The sequence below is a fragment of the Streptomyces sp. CNT360 genome (assembly GCF_000424785.1).
The window spans coordinates 325,766-345,144 of the sequence record NZ_KE384244.1 but is presented as its reverse complement, the minus strand read 5'-3'; the positions used below and the strand labels follow the sequence as shown (position 1 = coordinate 345,144).

At 73.7% G+C, this 19,379-nt stretch carries 14 protein-coding genes and 1 pseudogene; 11 read left to right on the top strand and 4 right to left on the bottom strand.

The window, feature by feature from the left end; genetic code table 11:
* Positions 1 to 169 precede the first annotated feature (169 nt).
* The 3 genes from H297_RS0129195 to purU all read left to right on the top strand — a co-directional run bounded on the left by H297_RS0129195 (position 170) and on the right by purU (position 4,030).
* Positions 170 to 2,485, top strand: a complete 2,316-nt coding sequence (locus H297_RS0129195; RefSeq protein ID WP_027739940.1) for a hypothetical protein — start codon at positions 170 to 172, stop codon at positions 2,483 to 2,485.
* Positions 2,486 to 2,585: 100 nt separating this feature from the next.
* The gene (locus H297_RS0129190) at positions 2,586 to 3,086 is read left to right on the top strand and encodes an SCO4402 family protein (RefSeq protein WP_078514798.1); all 501 of its coding nucleotides are present in this window, start codon (positions 2,586 to 2,588) and stop codon (positions 3,084 to 3,086) included.
* 35 nt (positions 3,087 to 3,121) lie between these two features.
* On the top strand, positions 3,122 to 4,030 hold the full coding sequence (purU, locus tag H297_RS0129185; protein ID WP_027739938.1) for a formyltetrahydrofolate deformylase: 909 nt from the start codon (positions 3,122 to 3,124) through the stop codon (positions 4,028 to 4,030).
* 55 nt (positions 4,031 to 4,085) lie between these two features.
* On the opposite strand, the gene H297_RS0129180 is transcribed toward purU, so the two are convergent.
* Complete coding sequence (locus H297_RS0129180) at positions 4,086 to 5,435, bottom strand: zf-HC2 domain-containing protein (RefSeq protein ID WP_106959715.1); 1,350 nt, start codon at positions 5,433 to 5,435, stop codon at positions 4,086 to 4,088.
* Positions 5,432 to 6,004: a sigma-70 family RNA polymerase sigma factor gene (locus tag H297_RS0129175; RefSeq protein ID WP_027739936.1), complete on the bottom strand. Its 573-nt coding sequence runs from the start codon at positions 6,002 to 6,004 to the stop codon at positions 5,432 to 5,434. The genes H297_RS0129180 and H297_RS0129175 overlap by 4 nt, the downstream gene beginning before the upstream one ends.
* 368 nt (positions 6,005 to 6,372) lie before the next feature.
* Here H297_RS0129175 and H297_RS0129170 point away from each other — a divergent pair, with 368 nt between their 5' ends.
* The gene (locus H297_RS0129170; protein WP_199787279.1) at positions 6,373 to 6,753 is read left to right on the top strand and encodes an STAS domain-containing protein; all 381 of its coding nucleotides are present in this window, start codon (positions 6,373 to 6,375) and stop codon (positions 6,751 to 6,753) included.
* A 168-nt stretch (positions 6,754 to 6,921) separates the two neighbouring features.
* On the opposite strand, the gene H297_RS0129165 is transcribed toward H297_RS0129170, so the two are convergent.
* Positions 6,922 to 8,595, bottom strand: coding sequence for an AMP-binding protein (locus tag H297_RS0129165; RefSeq protein WP_027739934.1), 1,674 nt, complete (start codon positions 8,593 to 8,595; stop codon positions 6,922 to 6,924).
* A 142-nt stretch (positions 8,596 to 8,737) separates the two neighbouring features.
* Between H297_RS0129165 and H297_RS0129160 the strand changes: the two genes are divergently transcribed.
* The 4 genes and pseudogenes from H297_RS0129160 to H297_RS43005 all read left to right on the top strand — a co-directional run.
* Positions 8,738 to 9,928: an amidohydrolase family protein gene (locus H297_RS0129160; protein ID WP_027739933.1), complete on the top strand. Its 1,191-nt coding sequence runs from the start codon at positions 8,738 to 8,740 to the stop codon at positions 9,926 to 9,928.
* A 55-nt stretch (positions 9,929 to 9,983) separates the two neighbouring features.
* The gene (locus tag H297_RS0129155) at positions 9,984 to 11,153 is read left to right on the top strand and encodes an acyl-CoA dehydrogenase family protein (RefSeq protein ID WP_027739932.1); all 1,170 of its coding nucleotides are present in this window, start codon (positions 9,984 to 9,986) and stop codon (positions 11,151 to 11,153) included.
* Positions 11,154 to 11,169: 16 nt separating this feature from the next.
* The gene (locus H297_RS0129150) at positions 11,170 to 12,171 is read left to right on the top strand and encodes an acyl-CoA dehydrogenase family protein (RefSeq protein WP_027739931.1); all 1,002 of its coding nucleotides are present in this window, start codon (positions 11,170 to 11,172) and stop codon (positions 12,169 to 12,171) included.
* Positions 12,172 to 12,511: 340 nt separating this feature from the next.
* A pseudogene (locus H297_RS43005) lies at positions 12,512 to 12,922 on the top strand (ATP-binding protein); the annotation flags it as partial.
* Between the two features lie 674 nt (positions 12,923 to 13,596).
* On the opposite strand, the gene H297_RS0129140 reads toward H297_RS43005, so the two are convergent.
* Positions 13,597 to 14,532 (bottom strand): cyclase family protein, encoded by a 936-nt coding sequence (locus H297_RS0129140; RefSeq protein WP_027739930.1) that lies wholly within the window; start codon positions 14,530 to 14,532, stop codon positions 13,597 to 13,599.
* Positions 14,533 to 14,665: 133 nt separating this feature from the next.
* Between H297_RS0129140 and H297_RS0129135 the strand changes: the two genes are divergently transcribed.
* From H297_RS0129135 to H297_RS0129125, 3 genes are all read left to right on the top strand, one after another.
* On the top strand, positions 14,666 to 15,577 hold the full coding sequence (locus tag H297_RS0129135; protein ID WP_027739929.1) for an SDR family oxidoreductase: 912 nt from the start codon (positions 14,666 to 14,668) through the stop codon (positions 15,575 to 15,577).
* Positions 15,578 to 16,358: 781 nt separating this feature from the next.
* Positions 16,359 to 17,891 carry an aldehyde dehydrogenase family protein gene (locus H297_RS0129130; protein ID WP_078514767.1) on the top strand — a complete coding sequence of 511 codons (1,533 nt, stop codon included), beginning with the start codon at positions 16,359 to 16,361 and terminating at the stop codon, positions 17,889 to 17,891.
* 290 nt (positions 17,892 to 18,181) lie between these two features.
* The gene (locus H297_RS0129125) at positions 18,182 to 19,351 is read left to right on the top strand and encodes an alcohol dehydrogenase catalytic domain-containing protein (protein WP_027739927.1); all 1,170 of its coding nucleotides are present in this window, start codon (positions 18,182 to 18,184) and stop codon (positions 19,349 to 19,351) included.
* Positions 19,352 to 19,379 lie beyond the last annotated feature (28 nt).

The window sequence follows — 19,379 nt, the reverse complement described above, 5'->3', positions numbered from 1 at the left end:
GCGGGTGCGGCCAGCTGGGGCGTTACGCGGGGTATGGACGTTCTTCGTCCGGTCCGTCCCGACATGGGGTGAACGAACAATGTCCGCACGTCTGGGTGCGTGGTCCCCCGTTCGGGGTAACCGGTAGCGTGAGCCGACGATTCCGCCCGCATGCGAACGAGGAGCCTCGGTGACAACGCACAACGGACGCGGACAGGACGGGACTTCCGGCACCGCCGGTGACGCCCTGCCCGCTTCCACGACCCCGTACGAGGGTGTCGTGCTGCCCGCCAACGGTGAACCGTGGACTCCCCAGCAGCAGCGCGAGGCCCAGGCCGAGCGGGACCGTGTGAGCCCTCCGTCCGGTCAGCCGTGGGGCCAGCCCTGGGGCCCCGGCACCGCCGCCGCGCAGCCCGGTCCCGACTACTGGGGCCGGCCCGCCGACGGAACCGCTGCGGACGCGGACGAGGGCGCGTACGGCGGCCACGGCCCCGGTGCCCTCCCCGGAGCGCTCCCCGACGCCGCTTCGCCGGGCGCCGCTCACCCGGGCTCCGCGGGTCCCGCCGGGGGCGCCTACGGCGGCGCCTCGCCGGGCGGTGACGCGTACGGAGGCTCCTCCTTCGCGCAACCCCTGCCGCCCGAGGGCGCTCCGGCCCGCCCGCCGCACCCTCCCTCGATGCCGCAGACCGGGGGCGCGGAGCCGGGCCCCATGCCGCCGCCGGGCGGTCCGGGCGGGTACCCGGCGGCACCAGGCGGCCCGCACGCACCGTCCGCCCCGGCGTTCGACTCCCAGCCGCGGTACGCCCCCGAGCCGCCGCCCTCGCCACCCGCGCACGCGCCCGGTCAGCCGTACGGAACCGGCCCGGCGTCCGGGACCGACGCGGGATACGCGGGTCACGCGGGATACCCGGGGCACTCGGGAGACTTGGGTCACGCAGGACACACAGGACACTCGGGATACCCGTCATACGGGGCCGACGCGGGGTACGCGCCCGGACCGGCTCACGGGGCGGGCCCGGCGCACCCGTCCGGGCCCGCGCACGCGGCCGGTCCGGTGTACGGACAGGGCGCCGCGGGCGGGCAGGGACCCACAGGCGGACAGGCTCTGCCGGGTGGCGGGGCCGGGAGCCCCGGGGCGCCCCCGCAGCCGCAGGCCGGCGCCGCTCGCGGGCGGCACGCGCTGCCGCAGCCGGAGGAGACGCCGCAGCTTCCCGCGCAGGCGGGCAGGTACCCCGACCATCCCTCCGCACCGCCCCAGCAGGCACCGCAGCCGGGGCCCGACAGCGAGGCCACGCAGCTCTTCCCGCCGTTCCCCGCCGCCGAGCCCCCGGGCATGCCGGCGCCGCCCGGCGCGGAGGACGGCACGCAGCTCCTCCCGCCGCAGCCCTCCGGGCCGGTGACCGGGCCGGACGGTGAGGCGACGCAGTTCATCGCGCCCGTGCCGGGGGGCGGGTCCGAGGCGACCCAGGTGATGGCCGCGCCGGGTCCTCAGCCGGGTGGCGAACCGCCCGGGGAGGGCGAGCGGCGGCCGCTTCCGGAGTTCGAGAGCCTCTTCCGTTCCGAGGGCGGGCAGTCCGGGCCGCCGCCCGGGCGCGGGCGGCCCGGGGCGGGCAGCGACGAGCCGGGCTCCACCCAGAGCCTGCCCCTCTTCGACGAGGCCACCGCCCACCAGGCGCCGCCCCGCGGCGGCTACGGCTACCCGCAATCCGGCTCCGCGCCGCGCGGTGGTTACGGCTACCCGCAGCAGGGTGCCGCGCCACAAGGCGGCTACGGCTACCCGCAGCCGGGGTCGCAGCCGGCCGGGTACGGCTATCCGCAGCCGGGCTCGGCACAGCACGAGCCGCAGGGCGGGCGGGCCGCGTCCCGGCGGGAGGCCGACCGGGGGCGGCGCCGGGTACCGTCCGGCGTGCTGATCGGCGGCGGGCTCGCCGGGGTCGCCGCGATCGGGCTGGTGGTCGGCCTGCTCCTCGCGGGCGGGGGCGAGGACGGTGACGACAAGCCGCAGCCCTCCAGCGAGCCGGCGGGGGAGCAGTCCTCCAAGGCACCGGACCCGGCCGAGGCGCAGGCCAAGAAGCTGGACGCGCTGCTGGCCGACAGCAACAACAGCCGGGCCGCGGTGATCCGCTCCGTGGAGAACATCCGGCAGTGCAAGGACCTGGGCAAGTCCGCCACCGATCTGCGGGCGGCGGCCAAGCAGCGCACCGGACTGGTCCGTCGCCTCGGCGAGCTGAAGACGGGGGAGATCCCCCACAGCGCCGAGCTGACCGCCTCCCTCAGAACCGCCTGGAAGTCCTCCGCGTCCGCCGACAACCACTACGCGGCCTGGGCGGGCCAGGCGGGACACAAGAAGGGCTGCCACAAGGGCAAGGCCAAGCTGACCAAGCAGACCGCGCTGGGCAACACCGCGAGCGGCACCGCGACCACCGCGAAGAAGAAGGCCGCCGCGCTGTGGCAGCCGACGGCCCACAAGTACGGCCTCACGGAGCGGAAGTTCGGCGAGCTGTGAGGCCGCCTCGATCCCAGGTCAGGACCGGTCCTGGCGGCCCCGGCGCAGGGCGCGGGACCCGCGCTCCGGCAGGTGCAGGCGGAACGTAGGGTCGGTGACCATGCAGCAAGCAGCTTCCGCGAAGTCTTCCCGACGTGCCCGTCGTTCCACCACCATAGGCAGCATGCCTGTCAACGACGTGCCCTGGTGGCGCTGGCGCAGCAACGTGCGTTCGGCGCTGCACATGCTCTCCGACCTCACGTTCCAGCAGGAGTGCTGGATGGCGGGCCGGCCCGGTTACGGCGACGTGACGGATGCCGTCTACCGCCTCGTCGAGGACACCTGGCTGGACAACTGGTCGGCGGAGAAGTACGTCGGGTCGGTCTTCCGGGACGGCCAGGAGGCCGAGCTCGTGGACGCGGCCGTGCTGCGGGTGCTGCGGATCATGCACGAGGTGGGTGCCGATGCGCCGGTCGCCTCGTACCTGGAGCACCCGGGCTGGCCGGAGGCGGTACGGGCGGCGCGCGAGGCCCATGTGAAGCTCGCCACCGACGACGGGGACGACCCGGACGAGCCGCCGCGCTCCCTGGAGGTCCTGGCGATCATGCTGCGGACGGTGTGACGGGGCAGCCGCCGCGATGTGCCAGTCTTGGGTCCATGAGCCAGTCGCACCCCGTTCCCGACGAGACCGGTAGGCCGGAAGAGGCCCGCGGAGCCGGGCAGGCGGGACAGTTCGTTCTCACCCTCTCCTGCCCGGACGACACGGGCATCGTGCACGCCGTCTCCAGCTACCTGTTCATGACCGGCTGCAACATCGAGGACAGCCAGCAGTTCGGGGACCGCGACACCGGGCTCTTCTTCATGCGCGTCCACTTCACCGGCAACACCACCCTCGGCAAGCTGCGGGCCAGCTTCTCCGCCGTCGGCGAGACCTTCCGGATGGACTGGCAGATCCACCGGGCCGAGGAGAAGATGCGCGTCCTGCTGATGGTCAGCAGGTTCGGACACTGCCTGAACGACCTGCTCTTCCGCTCCCGCATCGGCGCCCTCCCCGTCGAGATCGCCGCAGTGGTCTCCAACCACACCGACTTCGCCGAGCTCGTCGACTCCTACGGCATCCCCTTCCACCACCTCCCGGTGACGAAGGACACCAAGCAGGACGCCGAGGAGAAGCTGCTGGACCTCGTCGAGCGGGAGCGCGTGGAACTCGTCGTCCTCGCCCGCTACATGCAGGTGCTCTCCGACGCCCTGTGCAGGCGGCTGTCGGGGCGCATCATCAACATCCACCACTCCTTCCTGCCGAGCTTCAAGGGCGCCAAGCCGTACCACCAGGCACACGCGCGCGGCGTCAAGCTGATCGGTGCCACCGCGCACTACGTGACGGCCGACCTCGACGAGGGCCCCATCATCGAGCAGGAGGTCGAACGGGTCGGCCACGACGTCACGCCCGAACAGCTCGTCGCCGTCGGCCGGGACGTCGAGTGCCAGGCCCTCGCCCGCGCCGTCAAGTGGCACAGCGAGCACCGCGTCCTGCTCAACGGTCACCGCACCGTCGTCTTCGCCTGAGCCCCGGCCGGGCACGAGCGGCCCGCCACCCGGCCGGGGACGGGCAGCCGCCGCCTCACATACGGGAGAGGGAGGCGACGGCGCACAGGACATCCGCGATGGCGTCCGCGTCACCGTCGTGCCCGACGGCCGCCTCCTGCGGTGGGACACGCCCCGCCGCGAGGTGGCAGAACTCCAGGACGTCCAGCGCGAGGTGGGCGACCGTGTCCTTCGGTGAGGCGCGGGCGCCGGGCGAGTCGAGGGGGATGTACCAGTCACCGCCGCTGAGGCCCTCCACCTCCAGGTGGAGCGTGCGGCCGGGCGCACCGGCGGCGGCCAGCCCGTGCGGTGGCGGGGCGAGCCCCGCGCGGCGCCGGGCCGCGAGGGCACCGGGCAGTTGCCGGGCCGCCAGATCCACCAGCGGCGCGAGGTGGGCGGTGACGGGCGGGGCGTAGGGGTAGTCGACGGCTTCGGCGATGTCCTCGGCGTGCATCCAGCACTCGAAGGCGCGGTCGAGGAAGGCGTCGCGCAGCGGCAGCGAGAAGGCGCCGTAGGAGACGGGACGGCTGTGCGCGGCCTCCTCGCCCGGGGCGCCGTCGCGGTCGGCGGCCAGGAAGGACACGTCCCGGATCATGGCGTGGCTCTGCTCCCGCCAGCGTGCCCGGACGGCCGACGCGTGGTGCGACCTGCCCTCCAGCGCCCAGAACAGCTCCGTACGGGCCTGCGGATCCGCCTCGTACGCCGAAGCCGCCGGGGACGCCGGATCCGGGGCGTCCGCCGGGAGCGGGTCGGGCAGGCCGAGGCCCGCGGCGACGAGACCGTCCACCGCGAGCAGGTGGCCGAGAACACCCGCGACCGTGGTGGCGCGCCCGGTCTGCTGCCGGCCGTCGAACCAGCGCAGCCGCACCGGCGCGCGCCACTCCTCCTCGGCCATGTCCCGCAGCAGCGCGTCCAGGCGGGCCGTCTCCGCGTCGAAGGGCGCCGCCCAGGAGGGCAGCGGGACGCGGGCGGGACGGCGGTCGAGGCAGGCTTCGAGCACCCGGGCGCGCAGCCCGGGATCGAGGTCGAGGCTGTCCTCGGCGTGCAGCAGCCCCACGGCGTCGCGCAGCCGCAGCGCCTCGTCGGCGCAGGGCGCGCAGTCGGTCAGATGCGCCTCGACGGCCGTCGTCTCCTCGGTGGAGCACGCCGCCAGGGCCCAGGCGCCGAGCAGCGACTTGAGCACGGTGTGGTCGAGCGGCTGCGGACCGCGAGGCGGCCCCGCCGCAGAAGCCGGCACCGGCACGCCCGGTGTCCTGCCACCGGGCGGCTCGGGCGGGTCGGCCTGCCGGGGCACCCGCGGCGGATCGGGCGGGTCGTCGTCGGGCAGCGGCCGTGGCGCGGTCGGTGCGTCGCGGCGGGGCCCCTCGGGGTCGGCGGGGCCGCTCATGGCCGTGGCTCCGGACCGGGCGGCGCCATGACGGGGCGGGTCATGGCGGAGGAGAGGAGTTGCAGTCCGAGCCGCAGCCGGCGCCGGGCCTCGTCCTCGGTGACGCCCAGCGTGCGGGCCGCCTGCCGGTAGTCGCGGCGCTGGAAGTAGGCGAGCTCCAGCGCGGCGCGCAGCGAGGAGGGCATGGAGGTGACGATGTAGTCGGCACGGGCGGCGACGGCCGCCGCTCTGACCTGTTCCTCGATCCGCTCGGCCCGCTCCGGCGAGCAGGGCCCCTGGACGGTGCGGCTGCGGCGCAGCCTGCCGGTGGCCGTCCGCTGGGTGAGGGCCGCTATCCACGAGCGCAGGGGCCCTTCGCGCGGGTCGAAGGCGTGCGGGTTCTCCCAGATGTAGGCGAAGACCTCCCGGGTGGCTCCGTCGGCGGCCTCGTCGTCCTCCAGCACCCGGTGGGCGAGGCCGTGGACGAGGGAGGCGAAGCGGTCGTAGAGCTCCCCGAGCGCCGCCGCCTCGCCGTGCGCGAGGCGCTGCTGCATCTTCCGGTCCCAGCGCGGTGGTGTGTCGTTCGCCATGGTGCCCCCCAGCCCTCGGCTCGGTCAGCCCGCTTCCGTTTCTCTTCCGTTCCGCTACCCGTCAATCCCTCGAATGTAGTGCGCACCACCGACAGCGCACGCCCCTTTGCGACAACGTGCTCCGGCGGAAGGTGTGCGCACAGTGGTGTTTCCGTCACGTAGGGAGTGTTCCGGAGGGGACGGAACGAGGCCCGGGAGGCGGAAGATACGCGTACCGTCGGAAGTTATGCGGGCGTGACCGGAAGTTGCTGCTGGTTTACCCGGGTAATACCTCGGGACGGCATAGGGTCGTTCCCAGGGACCAGTTTCGGAGGGGGCGCGCAGGGCAGCCGACTGCTGTAAGGCGATCGACGAAGGGGTTGCGGGGAGTGTCGTTGAAGGTGCTGGAGGAGGAGCGTGGGCCGTGGGCCGTGCTCCGGGTCTCCGGTGAGCTGGACCTGGTCACCTCGCCCGCGGTGCGGCAGCACGTGCACGATGCCGTGGCCGACGGGCGCCGCAGCCTGGTGCTGGACCTGTCCGACGTCCTGTTCTGCGACTCCAGCGGGGTGGGCGTGCTGATCGCCTCCCGTCGGCTGATGCGGTCGTGCGCCGGAGAGTTGCGGCTGATCCTGCCCGCGCGCGGCGCCGAGGAGGGCTCGCACGTCAACCGGGTGCTCGCCGCCCTGGGGGTGCGCCGCCTCTTCGACTGCTACCCGGACCTGGCCGCCGCCACCGAGGCCCACGCCGCCACCGGCCCTCTCACGGCCTGATCCCGCCCCTCCGCGCGGCCCGTTCCCCGCCCCTCCGCGCGGCCCGTTCCCCGCCCTCCGCGCGTTCCCCGGCCCCGGGCCCGTCACCCGGCTCCGCCCGGACTCCGGTCCCGCCCTCCGCCCGCCTCCGGCCCCCCGGGCCCGGCACCCGCCCGTCCCCGGGCCCCGTCACCCGCCCGTCTCGGGACCGGCGAACCGCTCCCGCAGCTTGAACTTGAGCACCTTGCGCAGCGCCTCGTTGCGGGGCAGCGCGGCCAGCACCTCCAGTTGTTCGGGCAGTTTGTAGGCCGCCAGCCCCGCTGCGCGCAGATGGCCGGTCAGTTCCTCCAGGGTCACCCGCGGTGCTCCTCGGGGCTGCTCGACGACGGCGCACACCCGCTCGCCCCGTTCCGCGTCGGGCAGTCCGATCACGGCCGCGTCGGCTATCGCCGGGTGCGCGTAGAGGAGCTGCTCGATCTCCTTGGCCGAGATGTTCTCTCCCTTGCGGATGATGATGTCCTTGGTGCGGCCGGTCAGCACCAGGTGCCCGCTCTCCTGCAACCGCCCCAGGTCGCCGGTGATCAGGAACCCGTCGTCGTCGAAGGCGGCGGCGGTCTGCGCCGCGTCGAGGTAGCCCTGGCAGACGGCCTCGCCGCGCAGCCGTATCTCGCCCTCGCTGCCGGGGGGCAGCGGGGTGCCGTCCGGTCCGGTGACGCGGATCTCCATGGCCGCGGGCGGGCGCCCCTCGGTGGTGGCCAGGTGCTCGGCGGAGTCGTCGGGGCTCCCCATGGTGATCATGGGTGCCTCCGTCATGCCGTACCCGTGAGCGAGCCGGCACCCCAGCTCCGTCACCACCTCGTGGTACAGCTCGGCGGGTTTGGCCGCGCCGCCGCCCGCGAGCAGCCGCAGGCTCGGGATCAGCTTCTCCCGCGGGCGCTTGCGCTGCTCGGCCAGGAACATGGCGTAGAACGCGGTCGAGCCGCCTGCCGTGGTCACGCCGTGCCGCCGGTAGCCGGGCAGCGCCTCCGGCAGCGCGAACCGCTCGAACAGGACGGCAGGGAACCCGTACAGCAGGAGCATCACCAGGTAGTCCGGGCCGCCGATGTGGGCGTAGGGGAAGGCGATCGAGCCGACGTCGTCGGGGCCGAGCCGCAGCGCGTGGGCCAGGCAGGAACCGCCCGCGATCAGGCTGCGGTCGGTGTGCAGCACGCCACGCGGGTCGGAGGTGGTGCCGGAGGTCCAGTAGATCCACCGCACGCTGCGCCCCTCGGCGGGCGGTGGCGGCAACCCGTCGGCGCCGGGACCGTGAGCGGTACCCGGGCGGGCTTCGGCGGGGCCGCCTCGGGCGTCGGCCTCCCGGAGGCACTCCGGACCGGCCTCGGGGAGGGTGCCGTACACGGTCAGGGTGCGCGGCGCGATCCCGTGCCGCTCCCGGATGCGGCGGGCGCGCGCCGCGTAGTCGGTACCCCGCCACGTCCCCGGGTGCACGTACCAGGCGGCGCCGGTGGCCCGCAGGGCGAGGGCCACTTCGCGTTCCCCGTACACGGGGACGAGGGGCGTCTGCCGGACGCCGAGCCGGGCCAGTGCCAGGGAGAGGACGACGGTCTCGATGCGGGTCGGAAGCTGCCAGGCCACCGTGTGGTGAGGGCGCACGCCTCGCGCGTGGAGGCCGGCCGCGGTGCGTGCGGCGCGGTCGCGCAGCGCGCCGAAGGTGAGGGCGCGGTCGTCCGCGGGGTCGTCGGCCGCCTGGACGAGGGCCGGTGCCCCCGGGGTGCGCCGGGCCCGGCGGACGACCAGCTCCCACAGGGTGGCCGAGGCGTCCAGGCCGTGCGCGGCGTCGGGTGCGTGTGCGACAGCGGTCATGCCGCCCCCTCCACAAAGCTGACTCCCCGTCAGGTTGTGCCGGAAGCGTAGGCGGCGACGCCTTGTGGGTCCAGAGGCCGCGGGGCTAGCCTCTTTCTGACGGCCCATCAGATAGGCCGGTATGGCGAGGGGGAACTCACCCGTGACCGAGCTACCGCGCATCATCAGCGTCGACGACCATGTGATCGAGCCGGCGCACCTGTTCGAGACCTGGCTCCCGGCCAAGTACCGGGACCGCGGGCCCCGGCCGCTGACCGCCGGTATCGGCGCACTGGAGTACGTCGGCGGCAAGTACCGGATCACCATGGACCCGGACGGCCCACCGACCGACTGGTGGATCTACGAGGACCTGAAGTTCCCGTACAAGCGCAACATCGCCGCCGTCGGCTTCGACCGGGACGAGATGACGCTGGAGGGCATCACCCGCGAGCAGATGCGGCGGGGCTGCTGGGACCCGGCGGCGCGGCTGGCCGACATGGACCTCAACCACGTCGAGGCATCGCTGTGCTTCCCGACCTTCCCCCGCTTCTGCGGGCAGACCTTCGCCGAGGCCCACGACAAGGAGGTCGCCCTGGCCTGCGTGCGCGCCTACAACGACTGGATGGTCGAGGAGTGGTGCGGCGACAGCGGCGGGCGCCTCGTCCCGCTGTGCCTCATCCCGCTGTGGGACATCGAGCTGGCCGTCGCCGAGATACGCCGCAACGCCGCGCGCGGGGTGCGGGCGGTCACCTTCAGCGAGATCCCCACCCACCTGGGACTGCCCAGCATCCACACCGGCTACTGGGACCCCTTCTTCGCCGTCTGCGAGGAGACCGGCACGGTCGTCAACATGCACATCGGCTCCTCCTCCCAGATGCCCGCCGCCTCCCCCGACGCGCCCCCGGCCGTGCAGGCCTCCCTGTCCTTCAACAACGCCATGGCCTCGATGATGGACTTCCTCTTCAGCGGCGTCCTGGTCAAGTACCCCCGCCTCAAGCTCGCCTACAGCGAGGGCCAGATGGGCTGGATCCCCTACGCGTTGGAACGCGCCGACGACGTGTGGGAGGAGCACCGCGCCTGGGGCGGCGTCCGCGACCTGATCCCCGAGCCGCCCTCCACCTACTACTACCGGCAGATCTTCTGCTGCTTCTTCCGCGACAAGCACGGCGTCACGGCCCTGGACACCATCGGCCGCGACAACGCCACCTTCGAGACCGACTACCCCCACGTCGACTCCACCTTCCCGCACACCAAACAGGTCGCCGAGGAACACATGGAGGGCCTCGACGAGACGACCGTCCACAAACTCCTGCGCGGCAACGCCATCCGCATGCTCGACCTCGACCTGGTCTAGGCCCGGCGACGACCGCAGCGGGTGTGCCGCTCGCCACGGGAGGGGAAGGCGCAGGATGGAACTGGCGTACACCGCCGAGGAGGAGGAGTTCCGCTCCCGGCTGCGGGCCTGGCTGGCCGACGTGCTGCCGACCCTGCCGCCCCGCCCCGACCCGCTCGACTGGCCCGGGCGCCGCGCCTACGACATGGACTGGCAGCGCCGCCTGTACGACGCCGGATACGCGGGTCTGCACTGGCCCGCGGACGCGGGCGGGCAGGGCGCCACCCCCACCCAGCACCTGATCTTCCTGGAGGAGACCGAGGCGGCCGGCGCCCCGTATGTCGGCGCCGGATTCGTCGGTCTGCTGCACGCGGGGCCGACCCTCGCCGCCGAGGGCACCCCCGAGCAGCGCGCCCGCTGGCTGCCGCCCATCCTCCGCGGCGAAGAGGTGTGGTGCCAGGGGTTCTCGGAACCGGGCGCCGGCTCCGACCTGGCCGCGCTGCGGACCCGCGCCGTGCGCGACGGCGACCACTACGTGGTGACCGGATCGAAGCTGTGGACCTCGCACGCCGAGGTCGCCGACTGGTGCGAACTCCTCGTGCGTACCGACCCCGACGCGCCGCGCCACCGGGGCATCAGCTGGCTCGCGCTGCCCATGGACGCGCCCGGCGTCACCGTCGGACCGCTGCGCACCCTGGCCGGGTCCCAGGAGTTCGCCGAGGTCTTCCTGGACGAGGTGCGGGTGCCCGTCGGCAACCGGGTGGGTGCCGAGAACGACGGCTGGCGCGTCACCATGGTCACCCTCTCCTTCGAACGCGGCACCGCCTTCGTCGGCGAGGTCGTCGCCTGCCGCCGTACGCTGCGGCTGCTCGCCCGGCGGGCCCGGGAGAACGGCCGCTGGGACGATCCGGTGCTCCGCCGCCGCCTCGGCCGCCTCGCCGCCGAGTTCACCGCCCTGTGGCGGCTCATCCAGTGGAACGTCAGCGAGGCCGGACACGGGCTGCGGCACGGCGGTACGGGCGTACCCGGAACGGGAGCCTCCGTCTTCAAGCTGCGCTACTCCCACGCCCGGCAGGAGCTCTACGACGCGGCAGCCGCCGTCCTGGGGCCCGCGGCACTCGACCTCGCCGAGGAGTGGACCCGCGAGCGGCTCTCCTCCCTCTCGTACACCATCGCCGCCGGCACCTCCCAGATCCAGCACACCATCGTCGCCGAGCGCATCCTCGGCCTGCCGAGGGGACGGTAAGGACGGTGAGGCCCCGATGGACTTCCGGCTGACCGACGACCAGGAAGCGCTGCGGCGCGGCACGCGCGCGCTGCTGGACGGCCGCTTCGGAAGGGAGGAACTCCGCGCGGCGGTGCGCCACCCCGGCGTCGACCCGGCGCTGTGGCGGGCCCTCGGCGAGGCGGGGTTCTTCCTCCTGCGGGCTCCCGACAGCGCGGGCGGCGTCGGACTGGGACTCCCCGAAGCCGTGCTCGTGTTCGAAGAGGCGGGCCGCGCACTGCTGCCGGGCCCCCTGGTCGCCACGCACCTGGCGGGAAGCCTGGGTCTGATGCCGGGCGCGGGCGAAGGAGCGGCGGTGGTGACGGTGGCGGAGGGCGCGGCAGCGGACGGGGACGGGGCGCTCGTGGAGCATCTCGGCTGCGCGGACGCGGTGTTGCTGCTGGGAGAGGAGGTGCGGCTGTGGGAGGGGACGGTGGCCGACGCCGAACCCGTACGCTCCCTCGACCCGCTCTCCCCCCTGCACCGGCTGCCCCAGGTGCGGGCCGACGGCCGTCAGTTGGAGGCACGGCTCGCGGTGGACGCCTCGGGGCGGCGCGCGGTGGACGCCGGGGTGCTGCGCCGTGAGGGCTGCCTGCTCACGGCGGCGCAGCAACTGGGCAGCGCGGGCCGCACGCTGGAGCTCGCCGTCGGACACGCCCGGCAACGTGAGCAGTTCGGCCGGCCGATCGGCACCTTCCAGGCCGTGCAGCACCTGTGCGCGGGGATGCTCGTACGCCTTGAGACGGCGCGGAGCGCGGTGTACGCGGCTGCCGTCACCCAGGGCACCGCAGCGGTCTCGGCGGCCAAGCTCCTCGCCGACGACGCCGCCGCGGCCAACGCCCGCGACTGCCTCCAGGTGCACGGCGGCATGGGCTTCACCTGGGAGGCCGACGTGCATCTCCACCTGAAGCGCGCCTGGTTGCGGGCCGAGCAGTGGGAAACGTCGGCGACGGCGGAGGAACGCCTGGCCGCCGAGCTCCTGCGGACACGTGCGGACTGACGTGCGGAACACGCGCCCCAACTACGCATCGTGACGGAACTTGTGGCCGCGTCCACCGCCTCGTGCGCGTGCGTACCGGGGGCCCGTCTCCCGCCCGGACGGGCGGCCCTGGGGGCATGCAGGGGTGGTTCAGGGAGTGGCGGACGGGACGAGCCCGAGGTGGTCGCCCTCGTACAGGGCGTCGCACAGTATGCCGTGCCGATACTCCTTTGCGCCGGAATATGCCTGAAGCGCTTGTTGCCGTCCGGGCCGGTCGCCCATGCTGGTCGGGCTGGAGTCACAATCCGTGACTACATGGAGACGCCAGGCGATGTGTCCGCCAGTTCGGATGGTGTGAGCGGTGCAGGTGCTTCTGGAGCAGTTGGAGATCGGATCCGATCCGACGGAGGTGGGGCGCGCCCGTAGGTGGGCCAGGGCCCGGTTGGCGGGGGCCGGAGTGCCCGCCGACGAACCCCTGGCCGAGACGTTGATTCTGCTGATCTCGGAACTCGTCACCAACGCGGTGGTGCACACCGGATACCCGGCGGTGCTGTGCATGCTGCTGCCCAGGCGGTGCGGCGGCGAGGGGGTGCACGACAGCGCGGGCTCCGTGCGTGTCGAGGTGGCCGACGCGAGTACCCGTGCGCCGCGCCACCGTCAGGCCGAGGGGGAGGACACCGGTGGCCGCGGCCTGGAGCTCGTCTCCGGCCTCGCCGACCGCTGGGGCTGGGAACACGAGCCGGGCGGCAAGCGCGTGTGGTGCGAACTCGACGCGGCCCCCGGCCAGTCCTGTTGCGGCCTCGCCCCCTCCGCGTCGGCCGGGACCGCCAGGGCGGCGACGGTCGCGCGGCCGGCCGACGACGCCCCGTCGGGTGCGGACGCGCGCGTCGACGGCGCAGCGCGGATGGCCGGTGACGTGTGCGCCGACGGCAGCGGGGGAGCGGGCGGTGACGCCCGGAATGCGGCGCCGGAGAGGCCGGGGAGGCCGCGCGCGCAGGCGCGGGTCCGTGCGGCGGCGCGGGGGGAGGACGAGGTGCGGGAGAACCCGGACCCTCCGCACCCCGCGAACGGGCCCCGCCCCCGCGCCGAGACATGTACCGAGACGAACACCCGTGCCCGCGTCAACGTCGTGGAAGTGGGCGCTGGCGCGTTCGGCTGAACGCGCGCCGGGAGGATTCGGGCAAACACCGCAAAGTCCAGGCCAGGTGTTGACGACTCGTATCGGTTTGATCACCCTTGGGTGGAGCGATTCGTCGTGAGGGGACGCCGAGGAGTCCGACATTCCTCGGCGAGTACGGATCGCGCCCGGCGCCAACCTCCGTGCGAGCCCGTGGGTTCCGTACGAGGCGGGACCCCCGAGCGCCGGAGTCGGGTGGCGGTACGCCGTGCCGTGCTCGGGGCGCGCATCAGCGCACCGCCACCCGTCCGTGTGACGCACCGTTCCTCTCACAGCACCGCCACCGGTGCCACCGGCGCGCCCGTGGCGCCGGTGAAGGGCTCGGGCGGTGCGGAGAGCAGGAAGCTGTAGCGGGCTTCGTCGGCGCAGACCTCGGACAGCTCCTCCAGATTCCAGTTCTGCCCCTGGAGCATGCCCATCTCGACGAGGTGGAGGGCGTGGACGGGCAGCCACAGGTTCTCGATCTGTGGGGGGACGACCTCGAAGGTGAGGGTGTCGTTGGCGACGGCGGCCACGTCGCGGGCGTGGAACCACTCCGGGGCGTGGAGGGAAAGCCCCGAAGTGGGATGCGCGTAGGCGTGCTTGTCGCCGGCGAGATAGTGGCGCATCTGCCCGGTGCGGACGAGCACGACGTCCCCGGCCCCTACGCGGACGCCCGCGAACTCCTCGGCCGCCGCCAGGTCCTCGGGGCCCACCGCGTGACCGGCGGGCAGGCGGTCCCCACCGCGGGCGCGTGCGATGTCGAGGAGCACCCCGCGGGAGACCAGGGGGCGCGTCTTCTCGATGCCGCCGAAGGCGGCGCCTGCGTGGGCGGTGATCGAGTCGGCGGGGCGCCCGTTGTAGATCCGCCCGCCGTGTGAGACATGGCCGAGACCGTCCCAGTGGGTCGCGGCCTGCAAGCCCATGGTGACGGCATCGTCGCTGGTCGCGACGGTACGGGGCCCGAACATCTCCAGGTTGAGGGCGACCATCGTGTGCAGCGGGTTCACACGGCCGGGGATCATCCCGGTCTGTACCCCGTCCTGCTGGAGCGGCAGCGCGAGCGGGACGCGGCGTCCGGCGCGCACGCCCGCCGCCGCCCGGCGCACCACCGCGTCGGTCACCAGATTCAGCGTTCCCGCCTCGTCGTCGGCACCCCACCGGCCCCAGTTGTTGACCCGCCTGGCGATCTCGGCGAACTCGGGGCACTCCGCGGGCACGGTCATCTCTCCTCCAAAGAGGTCGGGCGGCAGGCTCGCAGCGGCTCCGCACGAGCCCGTCCGTGCGGGGCTCTTGTGTTCGGAAGGCGCTCGGCCAAGAATCTAACGGGTCGTCAGGTAATGCGGGAGGAGGACGGACGTGGGAAGTTTCCTGACCGGAAAGGTCGTGGCCGTCACCGGCGCCGGACGCGGTATCGGCCGCGCCGTGGCACTGGCCTGTGCGGACGAGGGCGCGAGAGTGGTCGTCAACGACTACGGGGTCGCCGTCGACGGCGGTGAGCCGCGCAGCGAGATAGCCGAAGCCGTCGTGAAGGAGATCGCCTCGGCAGGCGGTCAGGCCGTTGCCGTCGCCGACGACATCTCCACCATGGACGGCGGCCGGCGCGTCGTCGACACCGCCCTGGCCCGGTACGGCCGCCTCGACGGTGCCGTCTGCGTGGCCGGCATCCTGCGCGAGCGGATGCTCTTCAACATGAGCGAGGAGGAGTGGGATCCGGTCCTGGCCACCCACCTCAAGGGCACCTTCACCGTCTTCCGCGCCGCGAGCGCCGTCATGCGCCGTCAGCGGAGCGGCACCCTCATCGGCTTCACCAGCGGCAACCACCAGGGCTCCGTCTCCCAGGCCAACTACTCCGCGGCCAAGGGAGGCATCATCTCCCTCGTCCGCAGCGCGGCCCTCGGGCTGCACAAGTACGGCGTCACGGCCAACGCCGTCGCCCCCGTGGCCCGCACCCGCATGTCCGCGGGCGTGCCCACGGAGCTGACGGAGATGGGCGAGCCCGAAGACGTCGCGCCGCTCGTCGTCTACCTCCTCAGCGACCGGGCCAGGGCCCAGGAGATCACCGGGCAGGTCTACACCGTCGCCGGGCCCAAGGTCGCCGTCTGGGCGCAGCCCCGCGAACTCCGGGCCGCCTACGCCGACGGTGCCTGGACGCCCGAGCAGCTCGCCGAAGCCCTCCCGGGCTCCGTCGGGCAGGATCCGATGCCCTTGCTGGAGCGGCTCACGGAGAGGGCCGAGGCCGCCGCACGTCAGGACCGCCCCAACGCCTGAACGGGGCGGGCCTCCCCCGGCGGAGGCCCGCCTGCCCGCCGCCACGGCACCTGCCCCGGTGCCGGGTGCCTCCCTGCGTCGGGTGCTTGCCCCCTTTCCGGGTGCTTGTCCCCGTTCCGGGTGTCTCCCTGTGCCGGGCTCGCCCCCGGTGCCGGGTGCGTGTCCCAGAGCTGGGCTCGCCCCCCGTGCCGGGTGGGTGTCCCGGTGCCGGGTGCTCGTCCCGGTGTCCGGTGTGCGCCCCGGTGCGGGGTGCTTGTCCCGGTGCCGGGCGCTTGTCCCCGGTGCGGGTTGCCCGTCCCAGTGCCGGGTTCGCCCCCGGTGGCGGGTGCGTGTCCCAGAGCCGGGCTCGCACCCGGTGCCGAGTGCGTGTCCCGGTGCCGGTTGTGCCCGGTGCCGGGTGCCTGTCCCAGTGCCGGTTGCCCGTCCTGTGCCGGGTGCTTGTCCGCGATACCGGGTGCTCGTCCCGACCTTGGTGGCGGTCCCGATCTCGGGTGCTGGTCCCGAGCGCAGGTGCTGGTTCCGATCTCGGGCGCGTTTCTCACCGACGCTCCGGGTGGGTGCCGGGTGCTCGTCCCGATGTCGCGCCGGGCGCCGCGCTGTTGGGGCCCGGCCTCGGTGTTCGGGCTCCGGCGTGTCGGGTGCCCGCTCCGGCGTGGGGCGTCCGCTCCGGACGTGTGGGCCAGCCGGGAGCGAGCCGACACGACATCCTCGCCCAGCCGGCGCTGGGCCCGCGCAGAGAGGCACGGACGTGACGACGCAGAGCACCCCGAACAGTGGGACCGTGACCGGGGCGACACCGGCCACCGGGAGGAGCACCGGGAAGTCCGCCCCCGGCCGGTCGGGCGAGCCGCGGGCCTACCGCCACTGGATCGCCGGCGCTTGGCAGCAACCCGCGCGCGGCCACTACCAGATCACCGACCCGGCCACCGAACTGCCGGTCGGCCGGGCCCCGGAGGGGGGCGCCGACGAGGTGGATGCCGCGGTCCGCGCGGCCTGCGCCGCCCAGCAGGAGTGGGCCGCCACCACTCCCGCTGCACGCGCCCGCATCCTGGAGAGGATCGCCGCTCTCCTCACCGAGCGCGGGCCCGAGCTCGTACCCCTCCTCCAGGCCGAGACCGGCGCCACCCTCAAGGTGACCCGCGGAATGCAACTGCCCACCGCCGCCGACCGCTTCCGCCGCTACGCCCGCGGAGCGCTGGAGCCCGACACCGTGCCTCTCGCCCCGCAGCCGGTGGCGGCCAGCACCCTGGCCCCGGGGGGACTGATCGGTGCGGCTGCCGTGCGCCGTCCCATGGGTGTGGTCGGTTGCATCACCTCCTACAACTTCCCTGTCGTCAATCTCGCGGGAAAGGTCGCGCCCGCGCTCGCCATGGGTAATGCCGTCGTCTGCAAACCGGCGCCGCAGGACCCGCTCACCTGCCTGGAGTTGGGCCCGTTGCTCCAGGAGGCGGGGCTGCCCGACGGGCTCTACAACGTCGTCACCGGCTCGGGTGCGACGCCGGGTGAGGCTCTGGTCGCCCACCCCGACGTCGACATGATCAGCTTCACAGGCTCCACCTCCGTAGGAAAGAAGATCGCGGAGCAGGCGGGACGAGGCATGAAGCGCACCCTGATGGAACTGGGCGGGAAGGGTGCTGCTCTGGTGCTGGACGACGCGGACGGACGGGTCCGGCAGGCAGCAGTGGGCGCGGTCGCCTCGACCTGGACCTTCCACAGCGGCCAGATCTGTACGGCACCGACGCGTGCGCTCGTACACCGCCCGCTCTACGACGAGTTCGTGACTGCGCTTTCACGGTACGCCTCCGCACTGACGCTCGGCGATCCCACGAACGAGCGAACCGTGGTCGGACCGCTGATCTCCGCGGCCCAGCGCGACCGGGTCGAAGCCCACGTCGCGGCAGCCCGCGAGCAGGGCGCCACCGTCCTGACGGGCGGGGAGCGGCCCGAGGAGCCGGCCACCGGCTTCTACGTCGCACCGACACTGATCACCGACGTCACGCCGGAGATGGCCGTCGCCCGCGAGGAGTTGTTCGGCCCGGTCGTCGTCGTCCTCCCGTTCGAGGACGAGGACGAGGCCGTCCGGATCGCCGACAGCACCCCGTACGGGCTCTACGACTACGTCTTCAGCGGTGACACCGGGCGCGCGTGGCGGCTCGCGGGTCGGCTGCGCAGCGGCAGTGTCGGCATCAACACCGCCCAGCGGCATCCGGAAACACCGTTCGGCGGCTTCAAGGAGTCCGGTGTCGGCCGCGACGGCGGCTCGTTCGGCTTGCACGCCTACAGCGAGCTCCAGTCGGTCGTCTGGCCGTCGTGACCCCGCTGGCCACCGGCGGCACCCGCCGACCACGCAGGACGCGGCCACACATGACGCGGCCACACAGGACGCGTCGACCACATCCGGAGTGCCCGGCACACGCGGCGCTCCTCGCGAAAGGAGCGCACCACACACGCGCGCCGCACCGAGGGCGCGGAAGACACCGGACGCCCGGACGCACCGCTGCCGGGCCGCCGGACGTGAAGTTCGCGGACACCGACACATGGGGCAGCCGGGCGCTCGGCCGGCCCGGACGCCCGGAAGGGACCGGACCACGTGAGGGCAGAGACATGAGAGGCGTGATTCTCGACGGCGCGGCCACGGACACTGGTTCCGGGGCCGCCCACGCACAGGTTGTGGACGACCTCGACGTCCGCGCGCCCGGCCCCGGTGAGGTGCTCGTCGGCATCCGCGCCGCAGGGCTGTGCCACAGCGATCTGTCCGTCATCGACGGGACGATCCCGTTCCCCCGGCCCGTGGTGCTCGGCCACGAGGGCGCCGGTGTGGTGGAGGCCGTCGGGGAGGGGGTGCGGCACGTGGTGCCGGGGGACCATGTGGCACTGTCCACCATCGCCAACTGCGGTGCGTGTCCCGAGTGTGCGCGGGGCCGGCCCACGATGTGCCGCAGTGCCATCGGCAGCCCGGAGCAGCCGTTCAGCCGGGGCGGCGAGCCCCTGTACGCCTTCGCCGCGACGTCCGCCTTCGCCGAGCGCACCGTCGTCAAAGCGGTGCAGGTCACGCCCGTTCCCCGCGACATGCCGCTGACCTCGGCCGCTCTGATCGGCTGCGCGGTCCTCACCGGTGTCGGTGCCGTTCTCAACCGGGCGAAGGTGCGTCAGGGCGAGTCGGTGGTGGTGCTCGGCGTCGGCGGTGTCGGGCTCAACGTGCTCCAGGGCGCCAGGATCGCGGGCGCCGCCCCGATCGTCGCGGTGGACGCCGACCCGGCCAAGGAGGCGGCGGCCCGGCAGTTCGGCGCCACCGACTTCGTGGCCGCGCTACGGGGCGGATCCGGCGAGGGAGGCGACGACGGCGGCAGCAGTGGCGGTGACGCCGGGGACGCCGGGAACGCCGGGAACGCCGGAGACACTGTGGCGGCCGTGAGGAAGATCCTGCCGGACGGTACGGCGCACGCCTTCGAGTGCGTCGGCAGTACGGCGCTGGTGCGGCAAGCCGTCGACCTGCTGGACCGGCGGGGACAGGCGGTCCTGTTGGGCATGCCGGCCGCGGACGCCGAGGCCACGTTCCTGCCCGCGGGGATGTTCCTGGACAAGTCCATCCTCGGCTGCCGGTACGGCTCCTCCCGGCCGCCCCGCGACATCACCCTCTATGCGGACCTCTACCGCCAAGGGCGGCTGCTGCTGGACGAACTGGTCACCGCGGTCCGTCCGGTCGAGGACTTCGCACGCGCTGCGGACGACACGCACCACGGGAGGGTGGCACGGGGAGTGCTGACGTTCTGAGCCGTCCACCGACGGCATCACCCGGTGT

Bases quoted from the DNA above. Each gene is read 5' to 3' on its own strand.
- H297_RS0129190 (WP_078514798.1), top strand. From the start codon at position 2,586: ATGCAGCAAGCAGCTTCCGCGAAGTCTTCCCGACGTGCCCGTCGTTCC.
- purU (WP_027739938.1), top strand. From the start codon at position 3,122: ATGAGCCAGTCGCACCCCGTTCCCGACGAGACCGGTAGGCCGGAAGAG.
- H297_RS0129180 (WP_106959715.1), bottom strand. From the start codon at position 5,435: ATGAGCGGCCCCGCCGACCCCGAGGGGCCCCGCCGCGACGCACCGACC.
- H297_RS0129175 (WP_027739936.1), bottom strand. From the start codon at position 6,004: ATGGCGAACGACACACCACCGCGCTGGGACCGGAAGATGCAGCAGCGC.
- H297_RS0129165 (WP_027739934.1), bottom strand. From the start codon at position 8,595: ATGACCGCTGTCGCACACGCACCCGACGCCGCGCACGGCCTGGACGCC.
- H297_RS0129155 (WP_027739932.1), top strand. From the start codon at position 9,984: ATGGAACTGGCGTACACCGCCGAGGAGGAGGAGTTCCGCTCCCGGCTG.
- H297_RS0129150 (WP_027739931.1), top strand. From the start codon at position 11,170: ATGGACTTCCGGCTGACCGACGACCAGGAAGCGCTGCGGCGCGGCACG.
- H297_RS0129140 (WP_027739930.1), bottom strand. From the start codon at position 14,532: ATGACCGTGCCCGCGGAGTGCCCCGAGTTCGCCGAGATCGCCAGGCGG.
- H297_RS0129125 (WP_027739927.1), top strand. From the start codon at position 18,182: ATGAGAGGCGTGATTCTCGACGGCGCGGCCACGGACACTGGTTCCGGG.